Origin of the sequence: Streptomyces sp. WG5, from assembly GCF_049974565.1 — a bacterium.
Taxonomy (GTDB): domain Bacteria; phylum Actinomycetota; class Actinomycetes; order Streptomycetales; family Streptomycetaceae; genus Streptomyces.
The window spans coordinates 16876-36207 of the sequence record NZ_JBNGGC010000013.1 but is presented as its reverse complement, the minus strand read 5'-3'; the positions used below and the strand labels follow the sequence as shown (position 1 = coordinate 36207).

General features: G+C 73.7%; 16 protein-coding genes. 8 read left to right on the top strand and 8 right to left on the bottom strand.

Translation table 11 applies throughout. The annotated features are described in order from the left end of the window. Window positions 1-39 precede the first annotated feature (39 nt). The 4 genes from ACP4IX_RS15870 (at window position 40) to ACP4IX_RS15855 (ending at window position 4613) form a co-directional block, all read left to right on the top strand. Window positions 40-930: an NAD(P)-dependent oxidoreductase gene (locus ACP4IX_RS15870; RefSeq protein WP_426555881.1), complete on the top strand. Its 891-nt coding sequence runs from the start codon at window positions 40-42 to the stop codon at window positions 928-930. Window positions 931-1387: 457 nt separating this feature from the next. Then, complete coding sequence (gene rsgA / locus ACP4IX_RS15865; RefSeq protein ID WP_426523416.1) at window positions 1388-2503, top strand: ribosome small subunit-dependent GTPase A; 1116 nt, start codon at window positions 1388-1390, stop codon at window positions 2501-2503. Window positions 2504-2580: 77 nt separating this feature from the next. Then, window positions 2581-4104 (top strand): DNA-3-methyladenine glycosylase 2 family protein, encoded by a 1524-nt coding sequence (locus ACP4IX_RS15860; protein WP_426555964.1) that lies wholly within the window; start codon window positions 2581-2583, stop codon window positions 4102-4104. After that, on the top strand, window positions 4101-4613 hold the full coding sequence (locus tag ACP4IX_RS15855; RefSeq protein WP_426555880.1) for a methylated-DNA--[protein]-cysteine S-methyltransferase: 513 nt from the start codon (window positions 4101-4103) through the stop codon (window positions 4611-4613). The genes ACP4IX_RS15860 and ACP4IX_RS15855 overlap by 4 nt, the downstream gene beginning before the upstream one ends. Here ACP4IX_RS15855 and ACP4IX_RS15850 read toward each other — a convergent pair. Further along, window positions 4602-5084: a DUF456 domain-containing protein gene (locus ACP4IX_RS15850; protein WP_426523418.1), complete on the bottom strand. Its 483-nt coding sequence runs from the start codon at window positions 5082-5084 to the stop codon at window positions 4602-4604. The two genes, ACP4IX_RS15855 and ACP4IX_RS15850, sit on opposite strands and share 12 nt — an antisense overlap. A 90-nt stretch (window positions 5085-5174) precedes the next feature. Then, the gene (locus ACP4IX_RS15845; protein WP_426523419.1) at window positions 5175-6158 is read right to left on the bottom strand and encodes a helix-turn-helix domain-containing protein; all 984 of its coding nucleotides are present in this window, start codon (window positions 6156-6158) and stop codon (window positions 5175-5177) included. A gap of 1067 nt (window positions 6159-7225) precedes the next feature. On the opposite strand from ACP4IX_RS15845, the gene ACP4IX_RS15840 reads away from it, so the two are divergent. The 3 genes from ACP4IX_RS15840 to ACP4IX_RS15830 all read left to right on the top strand — a co-directional run bounded on the left by ACP4IX_RS15840 (window position 7226) and on the right by ACP4IX_RS15830 (window position 10733). Further along, window positions 7226-8353, top strand: a complete 1128-nt coding sequence (locus ACP4IX_RS15840; protein ID WP_426555879.1) for a protein phosphatase 2C domain-containing protein — start codon at window positions 7226-7228, stop codon at window positions 8351-8353. Window positions 8354-8381: 28 nt separating this feature from the next. Then, window positions 8382-10124: a pyruvate dehydrogenase gene (locus ACP4IX_RS15835; protein WP_426523421.1), complete on the top strand. Its 1743-nt coding sequence runs from the start codon at window positions 8382-8384 to the stop codon at window positions 10122-10124. A gap of 225 nt (window positions 10125-10349) precedes the next feature. Then, on the top strand, window positions 10350-10733 hold the full coding sequence (locus tag ACP4IX_RS15830; protein ID WP_426523422.1) for an ATP-binding protein: 384 nt from the start codon (window positions 10350-10352) through the stop codon (window positions 10731-10733). A gap of 146 nt (window positions 10734-10879) precedes the next feature. On the opposite strand, the gene ACP4IX_RS15825 is transcribed toward ACP4IX_RS15830, so the two are convergent. Both ACP4IX_RS15825 and ACP4IX_RS15820 read right to left on the bottom strand, forming a co-directional pair. Continuing rightward, on the bottom strand, window positions 10880-11923 hold the full coding sequence (locus tag ACP4IX_RS15825; protein WP_426522772.1) for a DUF2637 domain-containing protein: 1044 nt from the start codon (window positions 11921-11923) through the stop codon (window positions 10880-10882). A 290-nt stretch (window positions 11924-12213) separates the two neighbouring features. Continuing rightward, window positions 12214-13059 carry a (2Fe-2S)-binding protein gene (locus ACP4IX_RS15820; protein WP_426555878.1) on the bottom strand — a complete coding sequence of 282 codons (846 nt, stop codon included), beginning with the start codon at window positions 13057-13059 and terminating at the stop codon, window positions 12214-12216. A 167-nt stretch (window positions 13060-13226) separates the two neighbouring features. Between ACP4IX_RS15820 and ACP4IX_RS15815 the strand changes: the two genes are divergently transcribed. Further along, the gene (locus tag ACP4IX_RS15815; protein ID WP_426522774.1) at window positions 13227-14054 is read left to right on the top strand and encodes a GntR family transcriptional regulator; all 828 of its coding nucleotides are present in this window, start codon (window positions 13227-13229) and stop codon (window positions 14052-14054) included. 154 nt (window positions 14055-14208) lie between these two features. Here the strand turns inward: ACP4IX_RS15815 and secD are convergent, their stop codons facing one another. The 4 genes from secD to ACP4IX_RS15795 form a co-directional block, all read right to left on the bottom strand. Further along, on the bottom strand, window positions 14209-16668 hold the full coding sequence (gene secD, locus ACP4IX_RS15810) for a protein translocase subunit SecD (protein ID WP_426555877.1): 2460 nt from the start codon (window positions 16666-16668) through the stop codon (window positions 14209-14211). A gap of 95 nt (window positions 16669-16763) precedes the next feature. Further along, window positions 16764-17213: a hypothetical protein gene (locus ACP4IX_RS15805; RefSeq protein WP_426522776.1), complete on the bottom strand. Its 450-nt coding sequence runs from the start codon at window positions 17211-17213 to the stop codon at window positions 16764-16766. Between the two features lie 196 nt (window positions 17214-17409). Further along, window positions 17410-18138, bottom strand: coding sequence for a response regulator (locus ACP4IX_RS15800; RefSeq protein WP_426522777.1), 729 nt, complete (start codon window positions 18136-18138; stop codon window positions 17410-17412). Window positions 18139-18140: 2 nt separating this feature from the next. Further along, on the bottom strand, window positions 18141-19094 hold the full coding sequence (locus ACP4IX_RS15795; RefSeq protein ID WP_426522865.1) for a HAMP domain-containing sensor histidine kinase: 954 nt from the start codon (window positions 19092-19094) through the stop codon (window positions 18141-18143). Window positions 19095-19332 lie beyond the last annotated feature (238 nt).

The window sequence follows — 19332 nt, the reverse complement described above, 5'->3', positions numbered from 1 at the left end:
GCCCACCTCGGACATCACGGAACCAGCAGGAGTTGAAGCATGTCCAGCACCAACGAACAGCAGGCCGTCACCGTCATCGGACTCGGGTCCATGGGCTCCGCACTCGCCACCGCACTGCTCGACCGGGGGCACTCCGTCACCGTGTGGAACCGCACGCCCGACAAGGCCCGCGCCCTGGTCGACCGAGGCGCTCGGCCGGCGGCCACTCCCCAAGAGGCCATTGCCGCGAGCCGGCTGACGATCCCCTGTCTCTTCGACTACGACGTGCTGCGCGGCGTGTTGGACCCCGCTGCCGGTGCCCTCGTCGGCCGCGCGGTGGTCAACGTCACCTCCGGGAGCGCCGAGCAGGCCCGCGAGCTGGACGGGTGGCTGCGCTCGCACGGGGCCGACCACCTGGACGGCGGGATCATGACGACCCCGCCGGGCGTCGGCGACCCGAACATGATGTTCCTCTACAGTGGCTCGCCGGCCGTCCTCGACAGGCACCGCGGGGTTCTGGAGGCGCTGGGTGACCCCGTGTACCTCGGCACCGATCCCGGCCTCGCGTCCCTCTACGACGCGGCCCTGCTCGGTCTCATGTGGTCGACGCTGACCGGCTGGCTGCACGGGACGGCCCTGGCCGGAGCCGACGGCGTCGACGCCGCCGCGTTCACCCCCGTCGCCATCCGCTGGCTCACCGCGGTCACCGGCTTCATGACCACATACGCGCCCCAGGTGGATGCCGGCCGCTACCCGGGCGACGACGCCACCATCGACGTACAGATCGCGACCATCGACCACCTGGTCCACGCCGCGCAGGCCCGGGGCGTCGACACCTCGCTGCCGGCGCTCCTCAAGTCGACGATGGAACGCGCCAAGGCAGCCGGCCACGGCTCCGACAGCTACGCCGGTGTGATCGAAGTCCTGCGCAAGCCGGGCGAGAGGGGCTGAGCACAGGGCCGGGCGGCCGACGCACGGCCCGTCACGCCAGGCGGCTCCCGCCGGGCGTGACGGGCCCCGGGCAGAGAGGTGCGCGTCGAGTCGCTCCCGACCTGTTCCGGTTCGTCGCCCGTCCGAGCAGCGCCGGCGAGTGCGGTCTCGTGCCCGGCCCCGTGCCGCGCGCCGACCGCGGGCCGTGTGACCCCGCGGCACCGGAGCGAGGCGCCGGTAAATCGCTGGTGCGTCCCCGGGAGGGTGGCTAGGGTTGTGTCCGTTCCCGTGGCCGCTCTGCCGCCACTGTTCGAGTGTGTGACTGATCTGGGAGGTGTCGACCGATGGCTGTCGTCGCGATGGGCGTTGCCCGCATCCGGAAGTTCGTCAAGTCCACCTCCGTGGCCGCCGGCTGACCTCAACTCCTTCCCGCGCTCGTGAGCGCGGTGCCGGGGCCACCCCTGTGAAGGGTCACCCCTTGTCTTTCTCGTCTCTCCCGAGCTCGTTCCCGTCCTCCTCCTCGCATCCACTCGTGCCGTACGGCTGGGACGAGGACTGGGCCGACGCGTTCGCCCCGTACGCCGCCGAAGGGCTGCTGCCCGGCCGGGTCGTCCGGGTCGACCGCGGTCAGTGCGACGTCGTCACCGCCGACGGAGTCCTGCGGGCCGACACCGCGTTCGTCACTCCGCACGACCCCCTGCGCGTCGTCTGCACCGGCGACTGGGCCGTCGTCGAACCGGACGGCAGCCCGCGCTACGTACGGACGTACCTGCCGCGCCGTACGGCCTTCGTGCGCTCCACCTCCTCCAAGCGGTCCGAGGGGCAGATCCTCGCGGCCAACGTCGACCACGCGATCGTCGCCGTGTCGCTCGCCGCCGAACTCGACCTCGCCCGGATCGAACGCTTCCTCGCGCTCGCCTGGGAGTCCGGGGCGCAGCCCCTGGTCGTGCTCACCAAGGCCGACCTCGTCCCCGACCCGGTGACCCTGGCGCACCTCGTCCAGGACGTGGAGACCGCCGCGCCCGGCGTGCCGGTGCTGTCCGTCAGCGCCGCGCACGGGGAGGGTCTCGACGTCCTCGGCGCCGTCGTCTCCGGCGGTACGGCGGTGCTGCTCGGGCAGTCCGGCGCGGGCAAGTCCACCCTCGCCAACGCGCTGCTCGGCGAGGACGCCATGGAGGTGCAGGCCATCCGGGACGTCGACGGCAAGGGCCGGCACACCACCACCACCCGCAACCTCCTCGTGATGCCCGGCGGGGGAGTGCTGATCGACACCCCCGGGCTGCGGGGCGTCGGGCTCTGGGACGCGAGCACCGGGGTCGGGCAGGTCTTCGCCGAGATCGAGGAACTGGCCGGTGACTGCCGGTTCCACGACTGCGCCCACGAGAGCGAGCCGGGCTGCGCCGTCGCCGCCGCCATCGACACCGGTGAGCTGTCCGTGCGGCGCCTGGAGAGCTACCGCAAGCTCATGCGGGAGAACCAGCGCATCGTCGCCAAGACCGATGCCCGGCTGCGGGCCGAGATCCGCAAGGAGTGGAAGCGCCGGGGCGCCATCGGCAAGGCGGCGATGGAGGCCAAGCGGGGCCGCGTGCGGTAGCTGTAGCCGCCCCGCTGAACGCCATGTCCGATTTCCGCCAGCCCGGGCCTCCGGCCTGGCGGAGACTGGACGGTGTGATGAAGACCGCGGAGCAGCGGGCGCCCGAGGACAGCAAGGTGCACGGAGACAGCAAGGTGCACGGGAACACCAGGGCACCCGAGCACACCAGGGCACCTGGGAACACCAGGGCGCCCGAGAGCAGCAGGGCGCACGAGGACAGCAAATACGCGGCCGTCCGCAGCCGGGACGCCCGGTTCGACGGCGCGTTCTTCTTCGCCGTCGAGACGACCGGCATCTACTGCCGGCCCAGCTGCCCGGCGGTCACGCCGAAGCGGCACAACGTGCGGTTCTACGCGACGGCCGCCGCCGCGCAGGTCTCGGGGTTCCGGGCCTGCCGGCGGTGCCGTCCGGACGCCGTGCCGGGCTCGGCGGACTGGAACGTCCGCGCCGACGTCGTCGGCCGGGCCATGCGGCTGATCGGCGACGGCGTCGTCGACCGCGAGGGCGTCGCCGGACTCGCCGGCCGGCTCGGCTACAGCGCCCGCCACGTCCAGCGGCAGCTCACCGCCGAGCTCGGCGCCGGGCCCGTGGCCCTGGCCCGCGCCCAGCGGGCGCACACCGCGCGGGTCCTGCTGCAGACCACCGGCCTGCCGGTCACCGAGATCGCGTTCGCGTCGGGGTTCGCCAGCGTGCGGCAGTTCAACGACACGGTCCGGGCCGTCTACGCGGCCACCCCGAGCGCGCTGCGCGCCGCCGCACCGGCACGCGACCGGGCCTCCCGGCGGTCGGCCACGCCCTCCGCCGGCATCCCGCTGCGGCTCGCCCACCGGGGCCCCTACCGGTCCGGGCCCGTTTTCGACCTGCTCCAGCAGGAGGCCGTCGCCGGAGTCGAGGAGATGAGCGGCCCGCCGGGCCACCGCGTCTACCGGCGCACCCTGCGCCTGCCGTACGGCACCGGGATCGTCGCCGTCGACGAACGGCCGGGCGGACCACGCACCGGAAGCGGCGGCTGGCTCGCCGCACGCCTCCACCTCACCGACCTCCGCGACCTGACCACCGCCGTGCAACGGCTGCGGCGGCTGTTCGACCTCGACGCCGACCCGTACGCCGTCGACGAGCGGCTCGGCGCCGACCCCCGGCTGGGCCCGCTGGTCGCCGCCCGCCCCGGGCTGCGCTCACCGGGCACCGCCGACCCCGACGAACTCGCCGTCCGGGCCGTGGCCGGGCGGGCGGAGGCCGAGCGGCTGGTGCGGCGGTACGGCAAGACGCTGGACGCGCCGTGCGGCACCCTCACCCACCTCTTCCCCGAACCGGCCGTCCTGGCCGGCGCCGAGCCGCACGGCACCCCGGGCGCGCTCGCCGCCGCCCTCGCCGACGGCACCGTACGCCTGGACCCGGGCGCCGACCGGGACGACGCCGAGCGCGCGCTGCTCGCCGTACCCGGCCTGGACGCCCGTACGGCCGCCGTCGTCCGCACCCGCGCCCTCGGCGACCCGGACGTCGCCCCGCCCGGCCCGGCCGTCCCCGACACCTGGCGCCCCTGGCGCTCGTACGCCCTGAACCACCTGCGCGCAGCAGGAGAGTGGGAGCAGCACCGATGACGACGACCACCACGACCACCACGACGTACTGGACGGAGACCGACAGCCCCGTCGGCCGGCTGCTCCTCACCGCCGGACCGGACGGGACGCTCACCTCCCTGTCCGTACCCGGGCAGAAGGGCGGCCGGAGCGTCCAGGACGGCTGGCGGCACGACGCCGGTCCCTTCCGGGCGGCCGAGGAGCAGCTCGCCGCCTACTTCGCAGGGGAGCTGACGGAGTTCCGGCTGCCGCTGCGCGCCGAGGGAACCGCCTTCCGGGAACGCGTGTGGGACGCCCTGGACGACGTGCCCTACGGGGCGACCACCACCTACGGCGAGATCGCCGCACGCATCGGGGCCTCCCGGCCCGCGGTACGTGCCGTGGGCGGCGCGATCGGCGCCAACCCGCTGCTGATCCTGCGCCCCTGCCACCGGGTGATCGGCGCCGACGGCTCCCTGACGGGGTACGCGGGCGGTCTGGAGCGCAAGACGCGGCTGCTCGCCCTGGAGGGCGCCGCGCTAACCCGCTAGCACCGCGCCCAGCCACGCCCCGGTGATCAACAGGCAGGCGAACAGTTCCGTCAGCAGGCTGGAGCCTCCCGAGCGCATCGCCGTGCGCAGTGCCGCCACCGCCTCGCCGTGCCGGCCGAGCCGCAGCCGTTCGGCGAGGTAGACGCCGCCCATGAAGCCGGGGATCGCGCCGAGCACGGGGACCAGGACGAAGCCGAGGAGGGCGCCCGCACCCGCGTACGCCGTGACCCGGCGGGTGGCGTCGTCCCCGCCCGGCCGCCGGGGCGGCAGCGTCCGGCGCACCGCCCGGGACAGGAGCAGGACGACCGTGGCGCCGACGAGCACGGCCCACGCGACGGGCCGCGGGTCCTTCAACGCCCACCACAGGACCCCGGCCCACACCAGCCACGCCCCGGGCACGCCCGGGAGCAGCACGCCGTACAGCCCGAGCAGAATGACCAGGCCGGACAGCAGGAGGTCCCACGCTCCCATCTGTCCAGGGTGCCGGAGACGGGTGCGCGGCGCAGACGCCCGGCGGAACGGGCGGAACGGGCGGGGCGGGCGGGACCGGTGGGGGCCGGTTCAGCGTTTCCGGGCCACCCAGTCCCGCTCGTACGCGTGCCAGCCCAGCTGGAGCCGGGTCGTCACCCCGGTCAGCTCCATCAGGCGCTTCACCCGCCGCTGTACGGTCCGCAGGCCCAGGTCGAGCTGTTTGGCGACGCTCGCGTCGGTCAGGCCGGCCAGCAGCAGGGAGAGGATCTCCAGGTCGGTCTCGTCGGGCCCGTCCGGTCCGTGCTCGCTGACGCCGGACGCGCCGAGCCGCAGCGGCAGCGCGTCCCGCCACACCGACTCGAACAGGCCCGACAGCAGCTCCAGCAGGCCACTGGCGTGCACGACCAGCGCGGCCGGCTCCGAGGAGCGCGCGGTGAGCGGCACCAGGGCGAGGGACCGGTCGGCGACGACCAGCTTGGTGGGCACCCGGTCCACCACCCGCACCTGCTCGTCGCGGCCCAGCGCGGCGGTCAGCTCTGTGATGCCGGTCGGCTTGTCCAGTACCGACCGCTCGACCACGACCCGGTAGCGCACCCCGCGAACGGTGGCCTGTTCCTCCGCGTCGTTCTCCATGCCGGTGACGGCGACCGGGGTGCCGGTCACCAGCGCGCACACCTCCTCGCTCGCCGCCAGCTGGAGCTGGAAGAAGCGCTGGGCGACCGCCGCGGCGCCGGTCACCACCTCCACCAGGTCGTGCACGGCGGGTTCGGCCGCCGCCGCCCGGTACTCCTCGGCCAGCAGCGCCGCCGCCAGCTCCGCCTTCTCCAGCTCGTGGCGCTGCTGGGTGAGCAGCGCGCCCAGCGCCACTCCCGGCGGCGCGGCGACCCAGCGGCCGGGCCGGGCCGAGGACTGGGCCGCGAGCCCGTGCTGTTCCAGCCGGCGCAGTGCCCGCTCGGTGTCCTGCTCGCCGAGCGCCAGCCGACGGGCGAGATCCGGCACGTCGGCGGCGCCCACGGACACCAGCGCCCGGTACGCCGACTCGTGCGCGTCCTCCAGCCCCAGCACTCCCAGCACCAGCGTCGCCCCTCCCCGAGAACGAACTCACCCTCACCCGCGCGCAGCCGCCCGTGGCGGAAAGCGGCCACGGCGGGAACCCGCCTGGGGACATCATCGCCGTACCGCCGGTCACTCTGCCAATGTGGCGTCGCCGGGCGGTTCTCCCGTGGGGGGTGGGACCGCTCGGCCACCCCACCTCGCAACCTCGTTCGAGGTGTCCCCCGACACGCCGTCCGGCGCGCGCCGGTGCGCCCGGATTTTCCGGATGCCCCGTTTTCACACGGCTCCGGCGGTGGACAATCAGGAGCATGAGTCAGCAGGGGGGAAGGCCCACCGGTCATGACGACGACTGGTGGGCGCAGCTGTACGACGACTCCACCGACGACACCGGCCCCACGGCCGCACCCGATTCCCTGGACGACCGCTTCGCCTCGGCGGCGGGGACGGTGTCCGGCCGGCCGGACCAGGTCACCGGGGAGGAGCCGGAACCGCCGCAACCGCCTCCGGCCGGGGACCGGCCCCCTCGGCGGGCGGCGCCGCCCGCCGGCATCCCCGGTCCCCGTACCGCGGGTCCGGACGTTCCAGCGGCTTCACCGGACGTCGGCGAAAGCCTCCGCACCGCCGCTGCGCCGGGCTCTCCCGGCCCGCCCCCGCCGCAGGCCCCCTGGCAACCGCCGCCCGCCGCAGCCGCCGGCCCGGTGAGCCTCCCGCCGGACGACTCCCCGCCGGAACCCGGACCGCCGTCCGGGCCGAGGACATCCCGCAGGGAACAGCGCGGCGCCCCACAGCCGTCAGCCGAGCGGCAGCCCGGTCCCGTACGGCCCGCAGCCGAGCGGCAGTCCGGCCCTCCACGGTCTTCAGCCGAGGGGCAGCCCGACGCCCCACAGCCGTCAGCCGAGGGGCAGCCCGGCATCCCGCAACCGTCAGCCGAGCGGCAACCCGGCCCTGTGCGGCCCGCCCCGCCGCCTCCGCGACCGACCGGCCACCGAACGGGACCGCACGGCCGCACCACCTCGGGGACCGGCCCCGCCGATCTCACGGAACCCCCCGCCACCCCCCTCCCCTCCGCCCGGTCGGCCCCCGGCGTGCCACCGCCCCCGCCCAGGATCAGCCCCGGTCTGCCCCCGCTTCCGCCACCGTTCCTCCCGTCCCAGCCTCCCGAGCCGCTGCCCGCGCAGGCCCGGTACGGCACCGGCGCGGGCTCGTTCTCCCCGTGTGACTACGTCGGTTCCGGGCCGCCCACCTACGACGCCGAACCCACCGCGCTGCCGCCCGCCGACCCGGACGGGCTCGACGGGCTGGTGGCGGACACCGTGCTGGACGGCGCCCGGTACGGGACCTGCACACTGCGGGCCGTGTCCGTACGGGGGGACTCCGCGCGGTACCGGGGCGACCCGCGGCGCGACGCGCTGCTCGTGGCCCGCTTCGGCGCGGGGGAGCAGGCGCTGATCCTGGTGGCGATGGCGACCGGTGCCCGCGCGACCGCCGGGGCGCACCTCGCCGCCGCCGAGGTGTGCCGGTGGATCGGGCGGGCCGTGGGCCGCAGCCGGGACCGGCTCGCCGAGGACCTGCGGGCCGCCCGGCGCGGCGACCTCAAGTCCGGCCTGCACCGCCTCACCGACCGCAGCCTCGGCAGGCTCCGGGCCGGCGCCGCCGAACAGGGCCTGGACCCGGAGGAGTACGCGGCCACCCTGCGCTGTCTGCTGCTGCCCGCCGACCCCGAGTGCCGTACGCGGGTGTTCTTCGGCGTCGGCGCGGGCGGACTGCTCCGGCTGCGGGACGGCGCCTGGCGGGACATGGAGCCGAGCGCCGGCGACGTCGCGGGCGAACCCGTCGTCGGGTTCGGCTCGACACCGGGTGGAAGGCCCGACGGAAAGCGGGGCGACGCGCCGAGCGGGACGCGCGGCGGCGACCGGCTCACCATGGACCTCGGCATCCCCCCACCACCCGGCCCGTACGGCGAACCGCTCGCCGGACCACCACGCGAGCCGTTCCGCTTCCGCGCCTCCGTAGCCCGCCCGGGTGATGTGCTCCTGATGTGCACCGCTGGCCTCGCCGAGCCGCTGCTGAGCGAGCCCGAGCTGGGCGAACTCCTCGCACGGCGATGGGCCGGACGCACCCCGCCCGGCCTCGCGGAGTTCCTCGCCGACAGCCGCGCCCGGGTCAAGGGCTACGCCGACGACCGTACGGCCGCCGCCGTCTGGGAGGCGTGACGCCGCTCGCTGTGCCATAGCTGGAGCCATGGCCAAACAGAACGTCGCGGAACAGTTCGTCGACATCCTCACCCGTGCCGGGGTCGAACGCCTCTACGGAGTCGTCGGCGACAGCCTCAACCCGGTCGTGGACGCGGTGCGCCGCCACTCCGGCATCGAGTGGGTGCACGTCCGGCACGAGGAGACCGCAGCCTTCGCCGCCGGGGCGGAGGCCCAGATCACCGGGAAGCTCACCGCGTGCGCCGGCTCCTGCGGCCCCGGCAACCTCCACCTCATCAACGGCCTCTACGACGCCCACCGCTCCGCGGCCCCCGTCCTCGCCCTCGCCTCGCAGATCCCGTCCAGCGAGATCGGCCTGGGCTTCTTCCAGGAGACCCACCCCGACCAGCTGTTCCGCGAGTGCAGCCACTACAGCGAGCTGATCTCCAGCCCGAAGCAGATGCCGCGGCTGCTCCAGACCGCCATCCAGCACGCCGTCGGCCAGGGCGGCGTCAGCGTCGTCTCCCTGCCCGGCGACATCGCCGACGAGCCCGCGCCGGAGAAGGCCGCCGAGACGGCACTCGTCACCTCCCGGCCGACCGTCCGGCCCGGCGACGAGGAGATCGACCGGCTGGTGCGGCTGATCGACGACGCCGACAAGGTCACCTTGTTCTGCGGCAGTGGCACGGCGGGCGCGCACGCCGAGGTCATGGAGTTCGCCGGGAAGATCAAGTCGCCGGTGGGGCACGCCCTGCGCGGCAAGGAGTGGATCCAGTACGACAATCCGTACGACGTGGGGATGAGCGGGCTGCTCGGCTACGGCGCGGCCTACGAGGCCACCCACGAGTGCGACCTGCTGATCCTGCTCGGCACGGACTTCCCGTACAACGCCTTCCTGCCCGACGACGTGAAGATCGCGCAGATCGACGTCCGGCCCGAGCACCTGGGCCGGCGTTCCAAGCTGGACCTCGCGGTGTGGGGCGACGCGAAGGAGACCCTGCGCTGCCTGATCCCGCGGGTGAAGGAGAAGAAGAGCCGCCGCTTCCTCGACCGGATGCTGAAGAAGCACGCGGACGCGCTGGAGGGCGTCGTCAAGGCGTACACCCGCAAGGTCGACAAGCACGTGCCGATCCATCCCGAGTACGTCGCCGCCGTGCTCGACGAGATGGCCGACGACGACGCCGTGTTCACCGTCGACACCGGCATGTGCAACGTCTGGGCCGCCCGCTACATCTCGCCCAACGGGCGGCGCCGCATCATCGGGTCGTTCTCGCACGGCTCGATGGCGAACGCGCTGCCGATGGCGATCGGCGCCCAGTTCACCGACCGGCGCCGGCAGGTGGTCTCCATGTCCGGTGACGGCGGGTTCACCATGCTGATGGGCGACTTCCTCACCCTCGTCCAGCACGACCTGCCGGTGAAGGTCGTCCTCTTCAACAACTCCTCGCTCAGCATGGTCGAGCTGGAAATGCTGGTCGCGGGCCTGCCTTCGCACGGCGTGGCCAACGTCAACCCCGACTTCGCCGCCGTCGCCGAGGCCTGCGGAGCCTTCGGGGTGCGGGTGGAGAAGCCCAAGGAGCTCGCCGGGGCGCTGAAGGCCGCGTTCAAGCACAAGGGGCCGGCCCTCGTCGACGTCGTCACCGACCCCAACGCCCTGTCCATCCCGCCGAGGATCAGCGCCGACATGGTCACCGGCTTCGCACTGTCCGCCTCGAAGATCGTCCTGGACGGCGGCGTCGGACGCATGGTCCAGATGGCCCGGTCGAACCTGCGCAACGTGCCGCGGCCGTAGGGCGTGACGGGACGTTCCTGTCGCGTTCCTGTCGCATTCCCGTCGCCCGCCCGGCGGGATCCGGCCAGTTCGGCCGCTCCGTGGCCGAACAACCGGTCGTTGAGCATGCGACATGACTGCCCGGGACCCAGCCGGGCAAGGATTCCCCCGTGAACGTGTTCGAGGGACTTCGAGTGGAAGGAAACGGACATCGGCACGCGGACGGGGGACAGGAAGAGGCGGGCGGTGCCTCAGCTCAGGTGCAGACTCGGGCAGGCGGACCTGAGGGCGGTGCCCGAGGCACGCCGGGCGCTGCGCGACCTGCTGCGGCACTGGGGCAAGCCCGGACGGTCGGAGATCGCCGAGCTGCTCACCAGCGAACTGGTCACCAACGCGCTCGTCCACACGGACGACGACGCGGTCCTGACGGCGACGGTGGAACCGGACGGACTACGGGTCGAGGTACGGGACTTCGTCGGCGGGCTGCCCCGGCCGCGGGCTCCCGAGCCGGAGGAGAGCACGAACGGCAGGGGACTGGTCCTGGTGCAGTCCCTCGCGGACGCGTGGGGCGTACGGGCGCACGGGGTCGGCAAGTCGGTCTGGTTCCGGCTGGACGCCGAGGCCGCGTGAACGACCACGGGGCGTGAACGACGAACAGGCGGGACGACGAGCGAACCGAATGCCGCAAGGGCGTGACGCGTGGTCACGCCCTTGGCCCGGGCGACGGTACACGCTTGCCGATGACCGATGGCCGATGACCGATGAGCGGGTCGCCTCTAGCCGAACTGCTGCTCCAGGTCCTTGAGTTTGCGCTCCAGGGAGTCGAGGCGCGGCAGGGCCTGGGTGTCGTCCTCCGCGGTGAGGTCGACGGTGATCTGGTCAGCTCCGCGACGTACGGGCTGCAGGGAGGGACGCCCGCCGACGGGCAGTGGCTCCGGCGTGGATATGGCAGGCTCCGCGGTGGCGCGTTCGGTGCCCCGTTCCACCTGCTGCACCTCGACCTCGACTCCACGGCCGGGGAGGCCCCGGGGACCGTGGCCCCGGCTGATCGCCTTCAGCTGTGCCCGCTCCAGGCGCTCCTGCTCGCGCCGGCGCTGCTTCTTCTCCTCCTTCTGACGCCTGTCGTCGCGTACCTCCTCGACCGCCTCGTCGAGGCTGCGCACGCCTTCCAGGAGCATCAGCGACCAGGCACGGTACGTCTCCCTGGGAGCCCGCAGCCAGCGGACCATGCGGATCTGCGGCAGCGGACGCGGCACCAGGCCCTGCTCGCGCAGGGCGGCCCGGCGGGTCTGCTTCAGAGCCCGGTCGAACAGCACCGCCGCCGACAGGGACATGCCCGCGAAGAAGTGGGGGGCACCCGCGTGACCGATGCCGCGGGGCGCGTGCACCCAGTTGAACCAGGCCGCCGCGAACGCGAAGGTCCACACGAGTATGCGGGAGCCGAGCGCCGCGTCACCGTGGCTGGCCTCGCGTACCGCGAGGACGGAGCAGAACATCGCCGCCCCGTCGAGTCCGAACGGAACCAGGTACTGCCAGCCGCCGCTCAGACCGAGGTTCTGCTCGCCGAAGCCGACCAGACCGTGGAAGGAGAGCGCCGCGGCGACCGCGGCGCAGCAGAAGAGCAGGACATAGGAGACGCTGCCGTAGAGGGCTTCCTTGCGCCTGCGGCGCTCCTCCATGCGCTCCCACGAGTCGTCCGCGCCCGCGTCCTTCCCCGAGGAACGCTTGCCACGCGCGAGCACCGCCACCGCCGCCAGCATGCCCAGGAGCAGCACGGCGCCCGGAAGCAGCCAGTTCAGCGATATGTCGGTCAATCTCATCTAGGGGTCCCTTGCATTGGGATAGGGCGTAACGCCCGCCATGGTGGCCCAAACCCAGCGGCCCTCAGGGGGTTTCGGGGCAAGAGGCCGCCAAGAGGGTGCGAGGGGATGCCCAAGGCGGCGTTCTGCTCGAACTGCCGCGTGAGGGGCGGGAGTTGAGTTCGAATAAGACTACCCGTACGGGTGGTTCCGCGGAAAGTTCCCGCTACGCGTGTGGGGGTTGTGAACGACGTCGGTGATCCTAGTCGACGATCCCGGGGACGGTCGCGCGAGAGCGTGCCCGGTGAGGGTCAACTCGCCGTGGCGAGGAGCTTGTTGACGCGGTCCGCGTCGCAGGTGCGCGGGCAGGTGGCGCAGGTGTCCTCGGGGCGCAGCGTGTAGAACATGCAGCAGCTCGCCCGGTCCCGGGTGTGCAGCGGCTCGCCGTCCGGGCCCTTCAGCTCCCGGAACGCGGCGTCGCCGACGTACGGCTTGGTCGCGCCCGGCAGCAGCAGCTCCAGCTCGTGCCGTGCCCGCTCCTGCTCGCCGAGCAGATGGGCGACGTACCACAGGCCCTCGACGACCTCGTCGGTCGCCATGCCCCACAGGGCGCGTCCGCGCCGTCGCATGCGTGGTCCGAACCCGGCCAGCACCGGCTCCAGGTGCTCGGCGACGGCGGCCCGCACCTCGGTCCGCAGCGCCTCCTCGTCGGCGACCACCCGGGCGCCGGGCAGTGCGGCGGCCGGATCCCCCGGCAGGCAGGCGAAGCCGGTGGGCCGCACGGCCAAGCGGCCGAGGGGGAGGCCGGCGGCGGAGCGGTCGTACGCGACGTGGGTCACGGGGAAGCGGGGCACCCGGCGGTGCAGGAACCACGGCACGGTGATGAGCAGGCAGGCCGGCCACGCGTACCGGTGCAGTCCGAAGCTCGCGACCACGTCCGGCCGGGCCCGCTGCCCGTAGTCCCGCAGCACCTGCGCGTCGTCCCAGGCGAGGAAGGCCTCCAGCTCCGCCCCGCCCGCCGCGAGCGAGGCGGCGCCGACCCATCCGCCGCCGCCCGGGACCTCGTGGGCCGCGTCCAGCTCGGTGACGCCCAGCCCGGGGAGGACCTCGGACAGACGCGCGTAGGCGTCCGTGAAGGCCGAGCGGGTGACAGGCATGCGGGACCACCGATCCACGTCGGAGCAACGGACAGTTTCAGGTAAGCCTTACCTTACCGAAGATCCTCGGGATTTGAACTGACGGCCCGTGCCCTTAGGGTGCTTGACGGACAAGCGACAACCCGCCGTAATGGCCCCAAGTACCGACACGTCCCTCAGGAGGACCCGTGAAGCCGAGCGCGCAGGATGCGGCCGGGACGGGCACCGGGCGGACCGGTACATCCGCCGGCGCCGCCCGGCCGGCGCGGGTGCCGGCGCAGCCCGGCGCCGGGGACATGGACCGGGCCCGGGCACGGGGGGCCGGGGGTCCGGTCGGGGCCGCGCGCGGCGAACACACGCACAGCGAACCTCCCCCGCCCCGCCCGCGCGCCCTCGTCCAGCGCTCCTCCGTGCGCGGGCAGGTCCTCGACGCCCTGCGCACGGCGCTGGTCTCCGGTGAGCTGCGCCCCGGCGAGGTCTACTCGGCGCCCGCGCTCGGCGAGCGGTTCGGCGTCTCCGCCACGCCCGTACGGGAGGCCATGCAGCAGCTCGCCCTGGAGGGCGCCGTCGAGGTCGTTCCCAACCGCGGCTTCCGGGTCGTCGAGCGCGGCGACCGGGAACTGGCCGAGCTCGCCGAGGTCCGGGCCCTGATCGAGGTCCCGGTGCTGCTGCGCCTGGCCCGTACGGTGCCCGCCGAACGCTGGGCGGAGCTGCGCCCCTTCGCCGAGGCCACCGTCCGGGCAGCGTCGTCCGGCTGCCCGGCGACGTACGCCGAGGCCGACCGTGCCTTCCATCGCGCGGTGCTGGCGCTGGCCGGCAACGACCAGCTCCTCCGGATCGCCGGTGACCTGCACCGCCGCGCCCAGTGGCCGCCGGCCGGCGCCCCCGCGGTACGGGGGCGGGCCGACCTGATCGCCGACGCCCACGAGCACACGGCGCTGCTCGACGCACTGATCGCCGGCGACCTGGACGTGGTGCGGGCCCGGGTGGGGGAGCACTACACCGGGGCGCCTTGAACGCGGTGCTCCGAACGCGGCGTACCGGGCCCGGTGTGCTGAACGCGGCGTACCTGAGCCCGGTCTGCCGAACGCGGTGTGCTGAGCCCGCTGCTCGGAACGTGGTGTCGGAACGCGGCGCCGCGGGGGTGCCGCGGCGCCGCCGGTGCTGCGTCTACCCGACCTCCTCCCGTTCGGTGCGGCTCGCCGGCACCTTCCTCTCCGTGTCCCCGGCCGCTGCCCCGGCCCGCCCCTTGCGGCGTGCGGGGCGCGACCCGCTGCCGCGGTCGTACATCTCGATGGCCAGCGGAGAGGCGGTGAACACCGAGGAATACGTGCCGACCCCCACGCCGATCAGCAGGGCGAGGGCGAAGTCGGTGAGCGAGTCGTCGGCGAGCAGGGCCAGCGAGGCGAGGATGAGCACCGCGCCCATGCCCGTGTTGACCGTGCGCGGCAGGGTCTGCAGGATCGCCTGGTTCGTGAGCCGGGCGAACGGCCTCTTCCGGTCCCGGCCGGCGAGCAGCTCCCGGATGCGGTCGAAGAGGACGACCGAGTCGTTGACGGAGTAGCCGATCACGGTGAGCAGCGCGGCCAGGAACACCCCGTCGATCGGTTTGCCCAGCCAGGCGAACACGCCGACCAGGATGACCACGTCGTGGGCGAGCGCGCCGACCGCCGCGGTGCCGAACAGCAACCGGAAACGGACGGCGAGGTACAGCAGCTGGGCGGCCAGGGCCAGGGCCAGGGCGATCAGGGCGTCCTTCCGCAGTTCCTCGCCCAGACTGGGGCCGATCAGCTCGTCACGGACCTTCTCCGTCTCGCCGCCCAGCTCGCCGATGGCCTTGGTGACGGTCTCCGCCTCGGCGTCGGTCAGCTTCTCGGTGCGTACCGTGAGGTCGCTGTCACCGGAGGACTGGACGACGGCACGGGGGAAGCCCGCGTCGGCGAGGGCGTCCCGCGCCCGGTCGGCGTCGACCTGGGTCGCCGTGGAGTACTCGATGAGCCGTCCGCCGGTGAACTCGATGCCGAAGTTCAGACCGCGGACCAGGATGCCGGAGCCGGCCACCACGAGGACGACCGCGGAGGCGGCCAGCCAGCGGCGCGGCCGGCGCATCAGGAAGGGGTCGCGGCGCAGCAGGGCGTCGCGGACCGGGCCGGTGCTGGAGATGCCGGTGATGTGCGGGCGGCGGAAGACCGACGGGCGGCTCGCGGCGAACTCGGCGAGCACCCGGGTGATCACCAGGGCGCTGACCATGGAGGCGAGGACACCGATGCCCAGGGTGACGCCGAAGCCCTTCACCGGGCCCGAGGCGAGGAAGAACAGCAGGGCGGCGGCGATCAGCGTGGTGATGTTCGAGTCGGCGATCGCGCTGAAGGCACTGCGGAAACCGGCGGTCAGCGACGCGCGGGTGCTCGGCCGGGTACGGGCGGCCTGTTCCTCGCGGGCGCGTTCGAACACAAGGACGTTGGCGTCCACCGCCATGCCGATGGCCAGGACGAAACCGGCCAGGCCGGGCAGGGTCAGGGTGGCGCCGACCGCGGCCAGGGCGGCGTAGGCGATCAGGCCGTAGCAGAGGAGGGCCACGGTCGCGAGGACGCCCATGAGCCGGTAGACGACGATGATGAACAGCCCGGTCAGCGCGGTGCCGATGACGGCGGCCCAGGCGCCGGCCGAGATGGCCTCGTCGCCCAGGGTCGCGCCGATGGTGCGCTGCTCGATGGTCTCGACCGGTACGGGCAGGGCGCCGCCCTTGATGAGCAGGGCCAGCTCGCGGGCCTCGGCGTCGTCGAAGGAACCGGTGATCTGCGTCGAGCCACCGGCGATGCCGGCCCCGCAGGCCACCGACGGGTCGACCTGCGGCGAGGAGATGATCTTGTTGTCGAGCACGATGGCGACCCGGCGCTGCGGGTCACCGGCCGGATGACAGGCGGCCTCGCCGGTCACCTTGGCCCAGCGGTCGCTGCCCGCGTCCTTGAAGTCGACCGTGACGTGCCACCCGGCGCCGCCCTGCTGGTCGAAGCGGGCGTCGGCGCCCTCGACGTCCTGCCCGGTCAGCGTGGCCTCCTTGAGGCGGAGGGACTGTCCGGACTCGTCCGGCAGGACCCGCTCACCGTCCGTGCCGGAGGACGTCTCGGCGTCGTCGGCCTCGGTGCCGTCGGCCTTGGGGGCATCCGCCTCGGTGCCGTCGGCCTCGGGGGCGTCGGCCTTGCCGTCGTCGGTCTTGACGTCGTTCCCGGCGGCCGCTCCCTCGGGTTCGGCCGGGCCGAGCACCGAGTGGACGGTGAGCTGCGCGGTGCGGCCCAGTACGTCGGCCGCCTTCTTCGGGTCCTGTACGCCGGGCAGTTCGACGACGACGCGGTTGTCACCGGAGCGGACGATGGTCGGCTCGGCGACGCCGAGCGCGTCGATACGGCCGCGCAGCACCTCCACGGTGCGGTCGGTGGCCTCCCGGTCGGCCTTGGTGGTTTCGGTGGACTTGGTCTCCAGCACGATCTGGGTGCCGCCGCGCAGGTCGAGTCCGAGGCGGATCGGCATGGTCAGGGCGATGGCCGCGGCCCCGGCCAGCACGAGGAGGGCGACGAGCGCACGCCCCCTCAGGGAGTGGGGACGGGAGCGGGGACGGGAACGTTTCAACACGGGCCTCCGGCGGGCACGCCACGGCAGCGGCCCAGCGCGGCCGCGGCGAAAGAAGGTGGAAGAAGGTGGAAGAAGGGGGAAGGACGGGTGTCTCAGGTGCCGGAGGAGACAGGAGGAGCCCGCACGCGGTCGTGGCTCGTGCGGCCGGGGGAGACGGGCACGGCACCGGACGGCGCGGTGGTCCGCCCATGAGCGGTGGGGGCGGCGCCGGTGAAGCGCGTGGTGACGGCGAGACGGTCCGGGGGCGCCGGACGTTCAGCGAGGTGGTCGTGCCGGGACCTGGCCTGCGCGGCGCAGGGGGTGGCACAGCCGTCGTCGGCGTGGTAGCCGGTGTCCGGATGCGGGACGGTCGTCGCCGCGGGCACCGGGACCAGCCCGGGGACGGCGCCCCGAGCACCCGCTGCGGGCCCGGCCGGGACCAGGGTCAGCAGGACGGCCAGCAGCGCGGTGAGCGCCGCCGCGAGCCGGTGACCGGTGGCGGGGAGGGGCGCGAGGGCCGTGGCGGGGAGCGACGAGGGGGCGGTGTGGCGTGCGGGGCGCATGCACCGTCCCCTTTCGTGGTGGGCGAGGCGTGGCGGATGAGCTGACAGTCTGACGGCCGGGCGGGCGGAGAGGAAGCCCGGGGCACCGGCCGGGGAGTGGGCGGCCGGCGCCTCCGGGGGTTCGGAGGGGCCGTCAGGGCTGGGCAGGGCCGGGCGGGTCCGGTGTCAGAGATGGTCCGGCCGCACCGGAGTCCCGTCAGGGTTCGATGAGTCCGGCCCGGATGGCGTAGCGGGTCAGTTCCAGGCGGTCGCGCAGGCCGAGTTTCTGCAGCAGGTTCGCCCGGTGCCGCTGAACGGTCTTGATGCTGATGAAGAGGATCTCGGCGATCTCCTTGGAGGAGTGTCCCTCGGCGACGAGTTTGAGGACCTCCTCCTCGCGGGGCGTGAGGATGTGGTCGGCGCTCTCCTCGCCGTGCCGGACCCGGTCGAGGTAGTTGCGGATCAGCGCGGTCACCGCGCCGGGGTACAGGAACGGCTCGTCACGCATCGCGGCCCGGCAGGCGGCGACCAGGTCGCGGTCGGCGACGGACTTCAGCACGTATCCGCAGGCCCCCGACTTCAGTGCCTGGAACAGGTACTGCTCGTTGTCGTGCATCGTCAGCATCAGGATCCGCAGCCCCGGTTTCAGCGCCGCCAGCTCGCGGGCGGCCTGGAGGCCGGTCAGCCGGGGCATCGCGATGTCCAGGACCGCCAGGTCGACGGTGTGGGTCCGTGCCATCTCGATGGCCTCCGCGCCGTCACCGGCTTCGGCGACCACCTCCAGGTCCGGCTCCCGGTCGAGGATGAGCCGTACGCCGCGGCGCACCAGCGCGTGGTCGTCGGCGAGCAGGATGCGGATCCTGGCCGGATCGGGCGCGGGCGCCGCGGGCGCGTCGGACGGGGTCGGGCCGGACACGGTCGGCTCGGGCAGGGACGGGTCGGGCATGGTCAGGGCTGCTTCCTGGGTACGGGTGCGGTGAGCCGGATGCGGGTGCCGGCACCGGGTGCCGAGGTGATGTCGAGGGCGGCCCCGATGAGCAGGGCCCGTTCACGCATGCCGCGGATGCCGGCGCCCTCGCACGCCGCCTCGATGCCGCGGCCGTCGTCGGCGATGGCGAGTGTCACCGCGCCGTCGGACCGGCCGAGGCTCACCTCCAGCCGCTCGGCATCCGCGTGGCGGGCCGCGTTGGTCAGGCTTTCCTGCGCGACACGGTAGAGGACCAGCTCGGTCTCGGGGTCCAGGACGGGCAGATCGGTCTCGAACCGGCGGACCACCCGCAGACCGGTGTGGGTGGCGAAGTCGTGCGTGAGCGAGGACAGCGCGCTGATCAGACCGAGATCGTCCAGTACACCGGGCCGCAGCCGGCGCACCAGGCGGCGGACCTCGTCCAGGCTCTCCCGGGTGATCTCCTGCGCCTGGTGCAGCTCGCCGCGCAGCGGCTCGTCGGCGTCGTCCGCGGCGCGCCCCAGGACCAGCAGGATCGCGGTCATGCTCTGCCCGACCTCGTCGTGCAGCTCCTGCGCGATACGGCGCCGCTCCTCCTCCTGGGCGAGCAGGACGCGGGCGGTGCTCGTGGCCCGTTCGTGCTCCAGCCTCTCGAGCATGGCGTTGAAGGTGCGGATCAGCTCGGGGACCTCACCGCCGCCGGACACCGGCAGCCGCTGGCCGGGGCGCAGCAAATCGACGGTGGTCATCAGCTTCGTGAGCCGGTCCAGCGGCGCGAGGCCCCAGCGCAGCAGGGCGCCGTTGGCGACCAGCATGACGCCCAGGCCCCCCACCAGGATGACCGCCTCGGTCAGCAGGACCGGCACGGAGACGGTCACCGGAGCCCACAGCAGCAGTGCCGTGGCGAAGCCCAGCACCACCGCGTTGAGCCCGAAGATCCGCCAGAACAGGGACACCGGGGGGTACGCCTCCTTCTGCGACGCGTCGACTCGTACGCCTCTACTGTCGGTCATCGCGCACCCTCGGTGGGAGCCGCGTCCTGGATCGCGACAGAGCAAACGATCAGCCTGCCCGCCCGGACCCTGCCGGGTCGATGGGTGCCGACCCCCATTTCTGGATCACGGCACACCCATACGGCCGCCCCGGCACGCCGCCGAGTGGATACTCCGTCCCCGGGCAAATGGGGCCCGCGCC